Origin of the sequence: Chryseolinea lacunae (assembly GCF_016735595.1) — a bacterium.
GTDB lineage: Bacteria > Bacteroidota > Bacteroidia > Cytophagales > Cyclobacteriaceae > Chryseolinea > Chryseolinea lacunae.
The window spans coordinates 62,402-75,290 of the sequence record NZ_JAERRB010000004.1 but is presented as its reverse complement, the minus strand read 5'-3'; the positions used below and the strand labels follow the sequence as shown (position 1 = coordinate 75,290).

General features: G+C 51.1%; 17 protein-coding genes. 4 read left to right on the top strand and 13 right to left on the bottom strand.

Going from position 1 to position 12,889, the window contains the following annotated elements:
- Positions 1-177: 177 nt before the first annotated feature.
- The 3 genes from JI741_RS13135 to JI741_RS13125 all read left to right on the top strand — a co-directional run bounded on the left by JI741_RS13135 (position 178) and on the right by JI741_RS13125 (position 3,346).
- Positions 178-1,053, top strand: a complete 876-nt coding sequence (locus JI741_RS13135) for a YdeI/OmpD-associated family protein (protein ID WP_202010117.1) — start codon at positions 178-180, stop codon at positions 1,051-1,053.
- Between the two features lie 16 nt (positions 1,054-1,069).
- Complete coding sequence (locus JI741_RS13130) at positions 1,070-2,590, top strand: serine hydrolase (RefSeq protein WP_202010115.1); 1,521 nt, start codon at positions 1,070-1,072, stop codon at positions 2,588-2,590.
- A 111-nt stretch (positions 2,591-2,701) separates the two neighbouring features.
- Positions 2,702-3,346 (top strand): DUF4349 domain-containing protein, encoded by a 645-nt coding sequence (locus tag JI741_RS13125; protein WP_202010113.1) that lies wholly within the window; start codon positions 2,702-2,704, stop codon positions 3,344-3,346.
- A gap of 12 nt (positions 3,347-3,358) precedes the next feature.
- Here the strand turns inward: JI741_RS13125 and JI741_RS13120 are convergent, their stop codons facing one another.
- Entirely contained in the window at positions 3,359-3,817 is a 459-nt protein-coding gene (locus tag JI741_RS13120; protein WP_202010111.1) for a hypothetical protein, read from the bottom strand.
- A gap of 130 nt (positions 3,818-3,947) precedes the next feature.
- On the opposite strand from JI741_RS13120, the gene JI741_RS13115 reads away from it, so the two are divergent.
- Positions 3,948-4,325 (top strand): helix-turn-helix domain-containing protein, encoded by a 378-nt coding sequence (locus JI741_RS13115; RefSeq protein ID WP_202010109.1) that lies wholly within the window; start codon positions 3,948-3,950, stop codon positions 4,323-4,325.
- A 7-nt stretch (positions 4,326-4,332) separates the two neighbouring features.
- On the opposite strand, the gene JI741_RS13110 is transcribed toward JI741_RS13115, so the two are convergent.
- The 12 genes from JI741_RS13110 to JI741_RS13055 all read right to left on the bottom strand — a co-directional run bounded on the left by JI741_RS13110 (position 4,333) and on the right by JI741_RS13055 (position 12,800).
- Positions 4,333-4,965: a class I SAM-dependent methyltransferase gene (locus JI741_RS13110; RefSeq protein WP_202010107.1), complete on the bottom strand. Its 633-nt coding sequence runs from the start codon at positions 4,963-4,965 to the stop codon at positions 4,333-4,335.
- Positions 4,962-5,777 (bottom strand): hypothetical protein, encoded by an 816-nt coding sequence (locus JI741_RS13105; RefSeq protein WP_202010105.1) that lies wholly within the window; start codon positions 5,775-5,777, stop codon positions 4,962-4,964. The genes JI741_RS13110 and JI741_RS13105 overlap by 4 nt, the downstream gene beginning before the upstream one ends.
- Positions 5,778-5,834: 57 nt before the next feature.
- The gene (atpG, locus tag JI741_RS13100; RefSeq protein WP_202010103.1) at positions 5,835-6,725 is read right to left on the bottom strand and encodes an ATP synthase F1 subunit gamma; all 891 of its coding nucleotides are present in this window, start codon (positions 6,723-6,725) and stop codon (positions 5,835-5,837) included.
- Positions 6,726-6,749: 24 nt separating this feature from the next.
- On the bottom strand, positions 6,750-8,330 hold the full coding sequence (gene atpA, locus JI741_RS13095; RefSeq protein WP_202010102.1) for a F0F1 ATP synthase subunit alpha: 1,581 nt from the start codon (positions 8,328-8,330) through the stop codon (positions 6,750-6,752).
- A 13-nt stretch (positions 8,331-8,343) separates the two neighbouring features.
- Positions 8,344-8,904, bottom strand: a complete 561-nt coding sequence (atpH, locus tag JI741_RS13090; RefSeq protein WP_202010100.1) for an ATP synthase F1 subunit delta — start codon at positions 8,902-8,904, stop codon at positions 8,344-8,346.
- A 3-nt stretch (positions 8,905-8,907) separates the two neighbouring features.
- Entirely contained in the window at positions 8,908-9,402 is a 495-nt protein-coding gene (locus JI741_RS13085) for a F0F1 ATP synthase subunit B (RefSeq protein ID WP_202010098.1), read from the bottom strand.
- A gap of 81 nt (positions 9,403-9,483) precedes the next feature.
- Positions 9,484-9,732 carry an ATP synthase F0 subunit C gene (gene atpE, locus JI741_RS13080; protein ID WP_236676053.1) on the bottom strand — a complete coding sequence of 83 codons (249 nt, stop codon included), beginning with the start codon at positions 9,730-9,732 and terminating at the stop codon, positions 9,484-9,486.
- Between the two features lie 63 nt (positions 9,733-9,795).
- Positions 9,796-10,845, bottom strand: coding sequence for a F0F1 ATP synthase subunit A (atpB, locus tag JI741_RS13075; protein WP_202010096.1), 1,050 nt, complete (start codon positions 10,843-10,845; stop codon positions 9,796-9,798).
- Between the two features lie 90 nt (positions 10,846-10,935).
- Entirely contained in the window at positions 10,936-11,310 is a 375-nt protein-coding gene (locus JI741_RS13070; RefSeq protein ID WP_202010094.1) for a hypothetical protein, read from the bottom strand.
- Positions 11,307-11,543: an AtpZ/AtpI family protein gene (locus JI741_RS13065; RefSeq protein WP_202010092.1), complete on the bottom strand. Its 237-nt coding sequence runs from the start codon at positions 11,541-11,543 to the stop codon at positions 11,307-11,309. The genes JI741_RS13070 and JI741_RS13065 overlap by 4 nt, the downstream gene beginning before the upstream one ends.
- Complete coding sequence (locus JI741_RS13060; protein WP_202010090.1) at positions 11,497-11,928, bottom strand: bactofilin family protein; 432 nt, start codon at positions 11,926-11,928, stop codon at positions 11,497-11,499. The genes JI741_RS13065 and JI741_RS13060 overlap by 47 nt, the downstream gene beginning before the upstream one ends.
- An 11-nt stretch (positions 11,929-11,939) precedes the next feature.
- The gene (locus JI741_RS13055) at positions 11,940-12,800 is read right to left on the bottom strand and encodes a M23 family metallopeptidase (RefSeq protein ID WP_236676052.1); all 861 of its coding nucleotides are present in this window, start codon (positions 12,798-12,800) and stop codon (positions 11,940-11,942) included.
- Positions 12,801-12,889 lie beyond the last annotated feature (89 nt).

The window sequence follows — 12,889 nt, the reverse complement described above, 5'->3', positions numbered from 1 at the left end:
GAAGTTTGTTGGTTCCATACGAGTCATATATCAATTTTATTCCGCGTTTTTCAAAAGAAGAAGTTTATTATTTAACCGCTTTTTCACGCTTGCGCTTAAATTTGGTATGCGACCGCTCAGGAATGCGATGTAAGAATTGACGTAAGAAAGCGGCCGAAGCAGTACAATTTTTTCACCATGAACAAAACGCTCGCAGCCAAACTTAAAATCAAATCCAGTCACACTAGCCTGGTCTTGAACGCCCCACCAAAACACAACGCCGCGGAAGGCTTGCGCACAAAAGCACAAGCTGGCATGGTGTGTGACTTTGTGATGGCCTTTGTGAAAACAAAGCGCGAACTCGATGCCCTCGTCCCAAAAGCGCTGAAGGCACTCGCACCAGACGGCCTGCTGTGGATATCTTACCCCAAAAAAAGCAGCGGCCTCAAAACAGACCTCACACGCGACCGTGGCTGGGACATGCTGACGGGCGCAGGCTATGAACCTGTGAGCGTTGTGGCTGTGGACGACACGTGGTCGGCGTTGCGTTTCCGGTTGAAAACCAAAATTCCAGTGTCAACACGTCAACCCAAGCCATCGGCCCAGCAACAGTTCACAGCCACACTGGAAAAACCCGGCGACATCAACGGCGCCTATGTGACGGTGCCCTTCGACGTGAAAGAGCTCTATGGCACCGGCGGCCTGGTGAAAGTGAACGTCACCTTTGACGGCCATCCCTATCGGGGTGTGCTGTCGCCTATGGGCAAAGGCCGGCACATCATCATTGTGCGCAAAGACATCTGCGACGCCATCGGCAAAAAAGCAGGCGACACCGTGAAAGTGACACTAGCACCCGACACGGCCGAACGCACCGTTGCCATCCCCAAAGATCTGCAAGATGCCTTTGGTCAAAACAGCGCTGCCAAAACATTCTTCGACACCTTGTCCTATACCAACCGGAAAGAATATGTGGTGTGGATCACGTCTGCCAAAAAAAAGGAGACGCGAACAAAACGCCTTTCCGAAACCGTTGCCCGGTTGCACGCGGGTAAAAAAAATCCATCCGAAAAATAACCTATCCCAAAACCACATGAACCTTCGCACAATTATTATTATGACTGCGATCCTGCTCGCAGCTGTTCCCACCGTTGCCCAGAAAAAAAACGATGCCGCGCTCGTCAAAAAAGTGGCAGCCTTTGATGCCTACATTCAAAAAACACAACGCGACTGGGGCATCCCCGGTTTGTCGGTTGCCGTGGTGAAAGACGGAAACGTGGTGCTCGCCAAAGGCTATGGCGTGCGCACCCTCGGCAGCCCCGAACCCGTCGATGCACAAACGCTGTTCGCGTGCGCATCCACCACCAAAGCCATGACCGCCGCCCTCATGGCCATGCTCGTGGACGAAGGTAAACTGAACTGGAACGATCCCGTGGAGAAGCACCTTCCCGAATTCAAACTCTACGATCCTTACATGACCCGCGAGATCACCCTCCGCGATTTGCTCGTGCACGACACCGGCGTGGGCAATGCCGATTTTCTCTGGGGCATCATGGACATCAACAGCAACGAGGTGCTCAAAAAAATGCGCGACGTCAAACCGTCCTACTCCATGCGGTCAAGCTTCATCTATCAAAACATATTCTACCTCGCCGCCGGAAAAGTGATTGAAAAAACCACAGGCCAAACCTGGGATCAGGTGATCACGGAAAGAATTTTTAAACCGCTCGGCATGACACGCACCGTACCGCTGTCGAAACTCGCCACCGACAAAAACAAAACCGCCGCACACTGGAGCATCAATGGCGAGGTTACCCTGATCGATCATTCCGATGCCGACCAGATCGCGCCCGCAGGTGCCGTGTGGTCGTGCGCCAGCGACATGGCGAAGTGGATGCAAGTGATGCTCGACAGCAGCAAATACAACGGAGGCCGGTTGTTGTCGCCCCAATCGTGGACCGAAATGTTCAAGCCTCAGGTGATTGTGCCTGAAGGCGAATTCTATCCCAGTCAGCAACTCACCAAACCCCATTGGACCACCTATGGCCTGGGTTGGTTTCAGCAGGACTATAAAGGAAGAAAAATGAATTTCCACACCGGCAGTCTCGACGGCGCCACCGCGCTGGCTGCACAACTCCCCGACGAAAACCTCGGCATCTACATTTTTGGAAACCTCGACCATGCCGAAGCGCGACACGCCCTCGTCTACAAAGCGTTTGACCATTTTGCCCTCGGTGGCACCCGCGACTGGAGCGCCGAATTCACGACACTTTATGCTCCGTTGCGCGAGGAACAAGACAAGGCAACACGCGACTTCGAAAGCAAACGCGTAGCGAACACACATCCGTCGCAAGACCTCGACGCCTTTGCCGGCAAGTATACCGATCCGCTCTACGGCGAGTGTGAGGTGACACGCCAGGGCAACACGCTCGTGGTCGACGTCAATCATTCGCTCAAGGTCACGGCAGAACACTGGCACTACGATACTTTCCGCGGTCTCTACAATCGTCATTGGTACGGCAATGCCGTCATCGTTTTTTCGACCGACGCCACCGGCACAATCTCGAATGTGAATTTCGATGGCTTTGAATTTTCGCGTCCGGCCAAACCCTGAAGCGAAAAAAAACTGGAGGTTCTGGATACTGCAACACGCCAACCGCAGGTTCTACCACTGCGGTTGGTTTGATTTTTGTTTCTCAACCGCAATATCCTAAACCCCAACACCATGAAAGCACGGATGAAAACACTCGCCCTGCACGGGCTGCTAATGCTGGTCATGCTGGCTTGCTCGCCGGCCGTTCAACGGAGCATGACCTCGTCGCGATCGAAAGAAACTTCCAGCGACGATCGCCAGATCACGTACCACGCACACGTCACCCTGCGCCTGCTCGAACCCGACAGTCTCAACAAAGCCCTGCCCGAATTTGCCAAAAAGTATGATGGCTATGCCCTCACGTTGGGCGACAACACGTCGTCTATCCGCGTGTCGTCTGCGCGGCTCCGCGAGGCACTCGACGGGCTGGCGCACTACGGGAAGATCACGCAAAAAAACATTACCGGGGAAGACATCACCGAAGACCATGAAGACGCCACTATACGCCTCGAAAATGCCGAGAAGGCAAGACAACGTTATCTGCAATTGCTGGAGAAAGCCGAGACTGTAGAGGCGGCTGTGAAAGTGGAGAAAGAACTGGAACGCCTCAACGGCGAAATCGATCAGCTCAAAAGTAAGTTAGACCGGCAGAATCATTTGCTGGCCTATTCCACCGTCACCATCACCTTGGAAAAGAAATACAAAACCGGCATCCTCGGCTACCCGTTGGTGTGGAGCTATAAGGCTGTGCGCTGGTTGTTTGTGCGGAACTCATAAAAAGCGAGGTGGCTAGGCCGCCGTCATTTTCCGGAGCCAGTGGCGGGCCTCGCGGATCGACTCAAAATACTGCACCGTCATCACTTCGGTTTCGTCGGTCATGTCGCGGATGGTGAGCTGGGTAAATTTGCTGCTGGGCATCACAATGGCCAGATAGCGAACACCTGCTTTTTCCATGGCGGGCATCACGTGGGCTTTGAAGTGGGCCACATCCTCATCCAGCACGGGGCCGGCGGTGCGGCTGTCGGTGAGCATGTGAAGCTTGGGGTAGTTGCGTATTTCCTGGTGCATCAGCTCCAGGCGTTTGGTTTGGACAAGGTGATAGTGCTCACTGTAACGGGGCACGCCATTCAGTGTCAGTTTGATGCAGGGAATCGAATCGTCCAGCTCAATCGTGGCGTATTCGTCCTTATAGTAAGGGCTTACCATGCTTTCTGACGGGGTGAGAAGAGGGGCAAAACTGATTGTCATGGCTTTGCATACGTAATTTTACACCTTAATGCCGAAACTGTAAAATTATTGGTTACAAACCGTGCGCGAAACGGGGCAAACCGTAAACTAAAATTTTACGTATTTTGCTATATAACACCCCATTTACCCCATGGCAACCATTGAAATCGGCGAAAAAATCAAGGAGGTATTCGACAACCGCCACATGAAGCTCACCGACTTTGCTGATGAGCTGGGCACCGTGCGCCAGAATGTTTACAGGATTTTCAAAAAAAGGCATGTCGACACCGGCCTGCTCCTGAAAATATCGCAGGTGCTTAACCACAATTTTTTCCAGTACTATGTGTCCACCCCAGACCAGGAGGAGACCGAACAAATCAATCTCCTGAAAACGGAAAGCACCGACGCCAACAAACAACTGGAACTGTCGCGCAAGGAAATCGACTACCTGCGCCGCATCATCAGGCTCATGGAAGAAAAGGCCGAACTGGTCCAGCAACTGGGCAAGGAGCCGATGATCCTCCAGTAAAAAGCTTTCAACTTCCCGGAGTGCGATACGAAATGCTTTTTATGAAGCGCCTGAAAAAGTATTGCTCCTGATCTTTCTTCATCCCCATGGCCGTCATCAACGTTTCCCAAGGCGGAAGCGACCCAGCCTCGATGCCACATAGCCAACGGAAAAACCGGTACATGCTCCACAACAACACACGCTGCCACAACACGCGGTTGCGCACAAAATCAGAGGCCAGCCACAATCCCTCCGGTTGCATAGCACGGTGTATTTTCTCAATAGCAACGCGCAGCCCATCGGGCGGAAACAAATCGAAATAGAAAGCGGTGATCACAACATCAAACTTGGCGTCAGCCGGAATAGCATCTTCCGTACCGTGAATGTATAACACGCCGCCATCCTCTCCCCGCTGAAACCGCGCGCGCGTAAGCCGCAGCATTTCCGAAGACGCTTCAACATAACAAACCGTCAGGTCCGGACGCATCTTTAGCAACTCGGCCAGCACCCAGCCCGTGCCCCCACCCAAAATCAACACCTTCGCCGACGGCGATATCAACGGAAGAAAAAAGGCCTGGGCCTCGCGTATCGTCTCACCATAGATCCGGCGTGCCAGGGCATCATAGAGTGGCGCGATCCTATCGAAGTTCCTGGCGCTCATGCGAGATAGAGCAAGGGAAGCAGAAACACAGCGTCGCCCACCAACCGAAAATAATCGTGTGTGGCAAAAGTTTTCCGAAACACAAAGATCACGGTGAGCACCGTGCCCATCGCGGCCACAACGTTCACGGCACGCGTCAACTCTTGAAAATACCACGACACCAACGTCAGCGCGAAGCCAGCCGCAATCAGCACAATAATACAGGTGCGCGTGGTGCTCTCGCCAAACATGGTAACAAACGAATTTTGTTTATCCTGTTCGTCGCCTTCGCGATCGAACCACGAAAACAACAACAGGTTCAAAAGTGCCACCAACATAAATTGAACAATCAGGCGATAATGCGCGCCCGTCAACTCCACCTGCGTCACCGTGATGGAGGGCAACAATACGCCACACGTATAGAGACAGGCAATGCAAATCTCTTTCAGAAATTTCAGATAGCGCTGCACAAACAAATAGATCGACACACCCACGGCCAGCACCATGCCCCACACAAAAACCTGTTTGCGAATAAAAATGATGTTGATGGCATTCAACAAAACGGCCACCGCCGCGGCAATGAGCAATGCTTTGAAATATTGTTGATGGAAACGGTGCCGGGGTGTGGCCGCGCTTTTCCGGATGTTGTGTGCGTCACGAAGGTGGTCGGCCGTGTAGATGATCCACACCGTGAGCCCCAACGCAATCAATCCATACACTCGGATTTCAACCTGTAACACGGCGCCAAAAAAAAGGGCGCTCACCATCGCCCCCAGCACAATGTCCAGGCTAAGCAGATTAACATAGCGATAGGCCCGCGCAAAACGATGCATAAAAAAAGTCTCCCGGTAAGGGGAGACTTCAAATGTAAACCTTAAAACTATAAATTCTTAAGCCGACTTCAACGCTTCGGCACCACCCACGATCTCGAGGATCTCTTTGGTGATGGCCGCCTGACGCGAACGGTTGTAGCTAAGCTTCAACTCCTTCAGCAGTTCTCCGGCGTTTTCAGTAGCCTTGTCCATGGCCGTCATCCGCGCACCGTTTTCGGCTGCGTTAGAGTCCAGCAGGGCTTTGAATATTTGCACTTTCAGCGAGTTGGGAATCAACGCTTCCACAATCTCTTGCTGGCTGGGCTGATAGATGTAGTCTACCTGATTCGACGATGCACCCACAACCGGCTCGGGCGAAACCACGGGCAACAGTTGCTCTGTGCGCAAGATCTGGGTGGCCACGTTTTTAAATTCGTTATACACCAATTCAACCTTGTCGAACTTGCCTTCGCGGAAAGCATTCATCACATGCTCGCCAACAAGCGATGCCTGCTCGAACGTGAGTGTTGAAAACAGGTTTGAGTATTGACCCACCAGCTCCATGTTGCGTTTGCCAAAGAACTCAGCAGCCTTGCGGCCGATGGGCAAAATCACCACGTTGCCTTTGCGCGATTGCTCTTCATATTTCTCCTGGATCAATCGGATCACACCTTTCATGACGTTGGTGTTGAACGAGCCGCAAAGTCCGCGGTCGGAGCTAACCGTCAAAATGAGAATGCGTTTTTCCTCACGCACCTGGCTATACCAGTTGTCGTTGTCGCCCGAAAGCTGCGCCTCCGAAAGGTTCTTCAGAATGGCGTTCAACTTTTGCGCGTATGGACGCATTTGTGTGATCCGCTCCTGTGACTTACGAAGCTTCGCCGCCGCCACCATTTTCATGGCTTTGGTGATTTGCTGCGTGCTCATCACGGAGGTGATCCGGTTCTTAACTTCTTTTAAATTAGGCATACCTGCTAGTCGGTTGTCTACAGATTAAGCGGCGTATTTTGAAGAAAGGTCTTGTGCTGTTTTTTTGATGATGGCCACATCGGCATCTTCAAATTTGCCAGCGCGAAGGTTGTCCAGCACCACGCGGTGTTGGGCACGCAGAAGCTCGATAAATTCTTTTTCGAACTGCTTCACTTTCACAACAGGCACTTTGTCCATGAAACCACGGGTCGATGCCGTGATGATGGCCACTTGTTCTTCTACCGGAACAGGAGCGTATTGATCCTGCTTCAGGATTTCGGTGTTTCTTCTTCCGCGTTCAATAGTCAGCTTGGTAGCAGCATCGAGGTCGGAACCGAATTTCGCGAAGGCTTCCAGTTCGCGGAATTGCGCCTGGTCAAGCTTCAGCGTACCGGCAACTTTCTTCATCGACTTGATCTGTGCCGAACCACCCACACGCGATACCGAGATACCTACGTTGATGGCCGGACGGATACCGGAGTTGAAGAGGTTGGTTTCCAAAAAGATCTGTCCGTCGGTGATCGAGATCACGTTCGTAGGGATGTAGGCCGACACGTCGCCGGCTTGTGTTTCAATGATGGGGAGGGCTGTCAACGAGCCACCGCCTTTCACAAGCGGCTTGATGGACTCGGGCAGATCGTTCATGTTTCTCGCGATGGCGTCGTTGTTGATGATCTTCGCCGCACGCTCCAGCAAACGGGAGTGAAGGTAGAACACATCGCCAGGGTAAGCTTCACGTCCGGGAGGTCTTCTCAACAGAAGCGACACTTCGCGATAGGCCACAGCTTGTTTCGACAAGTCATCGTAGATCACCAGCGCAGGGCGGCCGGTGTCGCGGAAGAATTCGCCAATGGCTGCACCGGTGAAGGGCGCGAAGAACTGCATAGGAGCAGGATCGGCAGCCGAAGCAGACACCACAACGGTATAAGGAAGGGCACCAGCTTTCTCCAACGCAGAGGCTACGGCCGCAACGGTAGATGCTTTTTGACCGATGGCCACATAGATACAAAATACAGGCTCGCCTTTTTCGTAGAACTCTTTCTGGTTCACGATGGTGTCGAGGGCCACAGCCGTTTTACCGGTCTGACGGTCGCCAATGATCAACTCGCGCTGACCACGGCCAACAGGAATCATGGAGTCGATGGCTTTGATACCGGTTTGCAGCGGCTCGTTCACCGGCTGACGGAAGATAACACCAGGAGCTTTGCGTTCGAGGGGCATCTCATAGAGCTTGCCTGCCAACGGACCTTTGCCGTCGATAGGCTTGCCCAGGGTGTCCACCACGCGGCCCAGCATGCCATCGCCTACTTCAACAGAAGCGATTTTGCCGGTGCGTTTCACGGTGTCACCTTCTTTAATGCCTTTGGATTCGCCCAGCAATACGGCGCCCACGTTGTCTTCTTCGAGGTTGAGCACCAGGGCCTTCAGGCCGGTTTCAAACTCCAACAACTCACCGGCTTGCGCTTGTGTGAGTCCGTAGATGCGGGCCACGCCATCGCCCACGGTGAGCACAGTGCCCACTTCTTCGAGTTCGGCTTCGGTGCGTGCTTGTGAGAGTTGCTCGCGTAATATTGCTGATACTTCTTCTGGTCTGATCTCTGCCATGATTCTTTAGAGATTAAAATTCTTTTATATAGGGATTGTAACTAAACTTCACTTTCAGCGCTTTCAACTTGTTCTTGATGGAAGCGTCTATCTGGCGGTCGCCAACATTCAACACAAAACCACCGATCATGTCTTTGTCGACTTTCTCGGTCATTTCGATTTGCGATTTGGCCGTCAGTTGTTTCACGATGGTTTCAAATTCGGCTCGCAGTTTCGCATCCAGCGGAACAGCCGTGGTAACACTGGCTTTGCCAATGCCTTTGTATACGTTATAGGCCGTGTGAAACTCGCGGGCAATGGCGGGCAACAGGGGCTCGCGGTTTTTGCGCGTCAGAATGTCGAGGATCGAGATCGTCAACGGGTTCATCTTTCCGGTGAAAAGCTTTTCGAGAATCTCCCGTTTCTTGTCGTGCTTGATGATGGGGTTGAGGAGCATCAGCTCGAACGACCGGTTTTCATCACAAATTTTCGACAACAGAAGCATGTCGTTGTGCACGGCTTCCAGTGCATTCTTCTCTACGGCCAAATCCAGCAGAGACTTTACATAGCGTGATGCTGCGCGTGAGTCTGCCATGCCTTAGTTGATCTTTAAGTCTTTGATGTAGGCTTCCACCAATGCTTTCTGAGAAGCATCGTCGGCCAGGTTTTTCTTCATGAGCTTCTCGGCAATTTCGAGCGAGAAGTTCGACACCTGGATGCGGATGTCCTTTAAGGCAGCCTGCTTTTCGATGTTGATGGCGGCGCGCGCATCTTCAATGATTTTGTCGGCCGATTTTTTGGCGATGCCTTGTGCTTCTTCCACCACGCGGTTGGCAGCTTCGCGGGCGTCGCGCAACATCTTGTCGCGTTCTTCGCGGGCTTCCTTCAGCAGGTTGGCGTTGTCGGCTTGCAACTTGGCCATTTCACGGCGTGCATTCTCGGCCGTGTCAAGAGCATCCTGAATGGATTTCTCTCTGTCTTTCAGCGACGACATGATAGGTTTCCATGCCAGTTTCGACAGCAGGAAAAACAACAGCACGAAAACGATGAGTTGCCAAATGATGAGGCCAGTGCCGGGGGTTAAAAGTTCCATATAGAATGAATATCGGGTATGTAGTTTCAACTAAAAAGAAACTTGCCCGGCCAATTGCCTAAGGCAAGTTTCTTGATTTTTTTACGCTGCGCGCTGAGAAATCAGCAAGCAAATTACAAGCGCAAACAGGGCGGCAACCTCAATGAGGGCGGCGATGATCAACATGGCACCCTGGATTTTTCCAGAAGCTTCAGGTTGACGTGCCATACCTTCCATTGCAGAACCACCGATTTTACCGATACCAATTCCGGCGCCAATTGCAGCCAGACCCGCACCGATACCTGCACCCATGATCGCATAGCTGATGTCCAATAAAAGAGCTAATAGCATAATTGTAAATTAGTTAAGTGAAACAAACCCCAAACACGTTGGGGATATCTTTATAATCAATAATTAATGATGTTCGTGTTCTGCTGTGGCCATGCCAATGTAAAGCGACGAGAACAACGTGAACACGTACGCTTGTATACCGGCAACCAGCAATTCAATCAAACTAATGAAGAGAACCATCACGGTCGATCCTGCTCCTACCCACACACTCTTGAAGATGAAGGCCAGACAGATCAAGCTCAACAACACAATGTGTCCGGCGGTGATGGCCACAAAAAGACGGATGGTCAGCGAAATGGGCTTTGTGAAGATACCCACGATTTCAACTGGCAAAATGATCAGGCGAAGGGGCAGCGGCACGCCGGGTGTCCAGAAAATGTGCGCCCAATAGTCTTTGTTTCCTTTAATGTTGGTGATCAAGAACGTGAGCGTAGCCAGCGTCAAGGTCACGGCGATGTTACCCGTCAGGTTTCCTGCACCTGGCAACAGCCCGAGGAAGTTACCAAAGAGAATAAAGAAGAACAGCGTGAGCATATAGGGCAGATACTTCTCGTAGTGACGGCCAATGTTCGGCTTCACAATCTCGTCGCGCACAAACACAATGATGGGCTCCATGAAAGACTGGATGCCGCTGGGGGCTCTTCCCTCGTTTTTCTTGTATCCTTTTGCTACCGCAACAAACACCAGCAACAGCAACGCCGCGTTGATGAGCAACATGGCCACGTTTTTAGTAATCGACAGGTCCAGCACCGGCTTGCCACCCAGCAAAATGTGATTGCCGTGATCGAGCGTGTAGCCGTTGTATTCTATAGTATTATGGTGTTCGTCATAGAAATGATGCGACGAGAAAGTTTCCAGTCCGCGTTCCGAGGAATAGACAATCACGGGCAGGAAAATTGTGCCACCGTGATCCCACAAGTGCCAGACATGGTCGTCCATCACGTGGTGAAGAATCACTTCGCTGGCGTTAAACCCGTGTTCAGCAGCTGTGGGCTCTTCCTGGAGCTCATGAACCTGCGGTTCGTCAGCCGCAAAAGCAGCCGTCGAAAAGCCGACAAGCAATAGGAAAAAAGCAACAGAAAATTTTTTGGGAAGACTCAAAAATGCGCTCATTCAGGGCTAATTTCAAGGTTTTTGAATACGAGCGCAAAGGTATTAATTAATGCTCCAGAAAAAAATCTTTTATAAAGATTTTGCCCCTCTTCAATGCTTTCCGCCGCTGGTAATGCGACGATACAAAAACCCGATCTCCAGGGCCGTAAATCCGAAATACACACACATAAAAAACATAACATTCAACACCGCTCCGGGCTTGTCTTCCAGAATCACGATAAATATATAGGCACCATAGGCAATGAACTTCACCACCATGGTGAGCAGGTAGAGTTGCAGGAAAAAATCAGGCTTGTTTTGCGTGTAGAGGTAAATGAAAATAATTGCGGTGCTGAACACCAGGAAGATCAGCGTCTGGTAAAAAAAGGACGGAAGCTTGTCAACATGGCCGTGTGCGTGTGCATACCACCCGCCAAACGCCAGCAGGGCGGCACAAGCCAGCAAAACAAGAATGAATCGAATCAAGAATTGTCGCGGTTAATGGAACGATAGACCTGGAACATCATGCCGCCAAATGCCAGAAATCCAAACAACAGCATAAACACGGGAATCTTCAGGGCGAGGTAGCGGTCCAGCAAATATCCCAGCCACCCAAACACACCCATCACCACAAGCAGTTGAATGCCCAGGCTGCTATATTTCAGATAGCTATTATACGTTTTTAACTTCTTCTTGGGGGATGGCTCGGTTAAGCCCATTTTCGCCGATTTTAATGTCCTTGATCACCGCACCCATCTTGCACGAGCCATTGAAAACGGCACCCGGCTCAACCACCATTTTGCCGGTCACAATGTCGCCATTGATAACCGCAGTGGCTTTCAATACCAGCAATTCGGTGACTTCGATTTTTCCTTTCACTTCGCCTTCGATGTCGGCATTTTGAGCAATGATGTTGCCCTGAACCTGCGACGAAGCGCCCAGTGCCACTTTCGCTTTTGATTTCACGTTGCCGGTGATCTTTCCTTCGATGCGTATGTTGCCAAAGGTCTCGATGTTGCCTTCCAGGAAAGTTCCTTTGCCGATGTTGTTGCTTGAGTTGCTAATCTCTTCGGCTGCGCGTTTTTGTTCTTTAGAAGTTAGCATGACATTCTGGTTTAAAAAGTTACAAATTCTTCAGGGTTGAGAGAGTTGCCGTTGTACCACAATTCGAAGTGAAGGTGGGGCCCATTGGTTAACTCTCCGCTATTGCCAACAATAGATATGATTTCACCTCCGTTGACAAAAGTACCAACTTTTTTCAAGAGTTGAGCATTGTGCTTGTAGGTGCTCAGCAAATTGCCCCGGTGTTGAACGATTATTACATAGCCGGAATCCTGCGTCCACGATGAAAAAACCACCGTGCCATCGGCAATACACTTGATGGGCTCGTTGGCCTTCGCCACAATGTCAACCCCGAGGTGACCCTTCTTCACATCGTATTGATCGGAGATAAATCCCGTGATGGGCGAGTAGAAAAATGTCTCCTGCAATTCCTTGTATTTCGAGTTGAGCGCGATGAGCGACATGTCCGATTGTTCGAAGTCTTTGCGGAACACTGAATCGGTAGACGTGGCTTTTAAGTCGGTAGGTTTCGCCACAGGCGGTTGATCGCCACGCAAGGCCTGCGCCGGATCTTCAAAGTTGGCTGTGTCGCCACTGAGCACACGCTGAAAGTTGGCAATGAACTGATCCTTTCGCTCCACTTCCAAGCCCAGCGAATCGACCTTCTGCGCAAGCTCCAGCAACTGGCGGTTCAGCACCATCTGCTCGTGTTTGGGATCAAACCATTTGGCCAGAATTGTCTTCGACATGAACAGGCTAAGCAGGAACAAGCCGGTAAATAAAATCACTGAAAAAAGAATTACTTTCGAGTACGTAAACCCCATGCTGGTCTTTTCAGCGAAGTTCTCTTCGTTGCGGATGACGAGCTGATAACGGGTGGTCAACCAGTTTGATAATGTTTTTTTCGGCTTCAAAATATTCCGCTTTTTTGCACAAAATTAGATATTCCAGGGTATTATAATATGGAATTTAGGTTTTTTGCGTTTTTACCATCCACAAATCA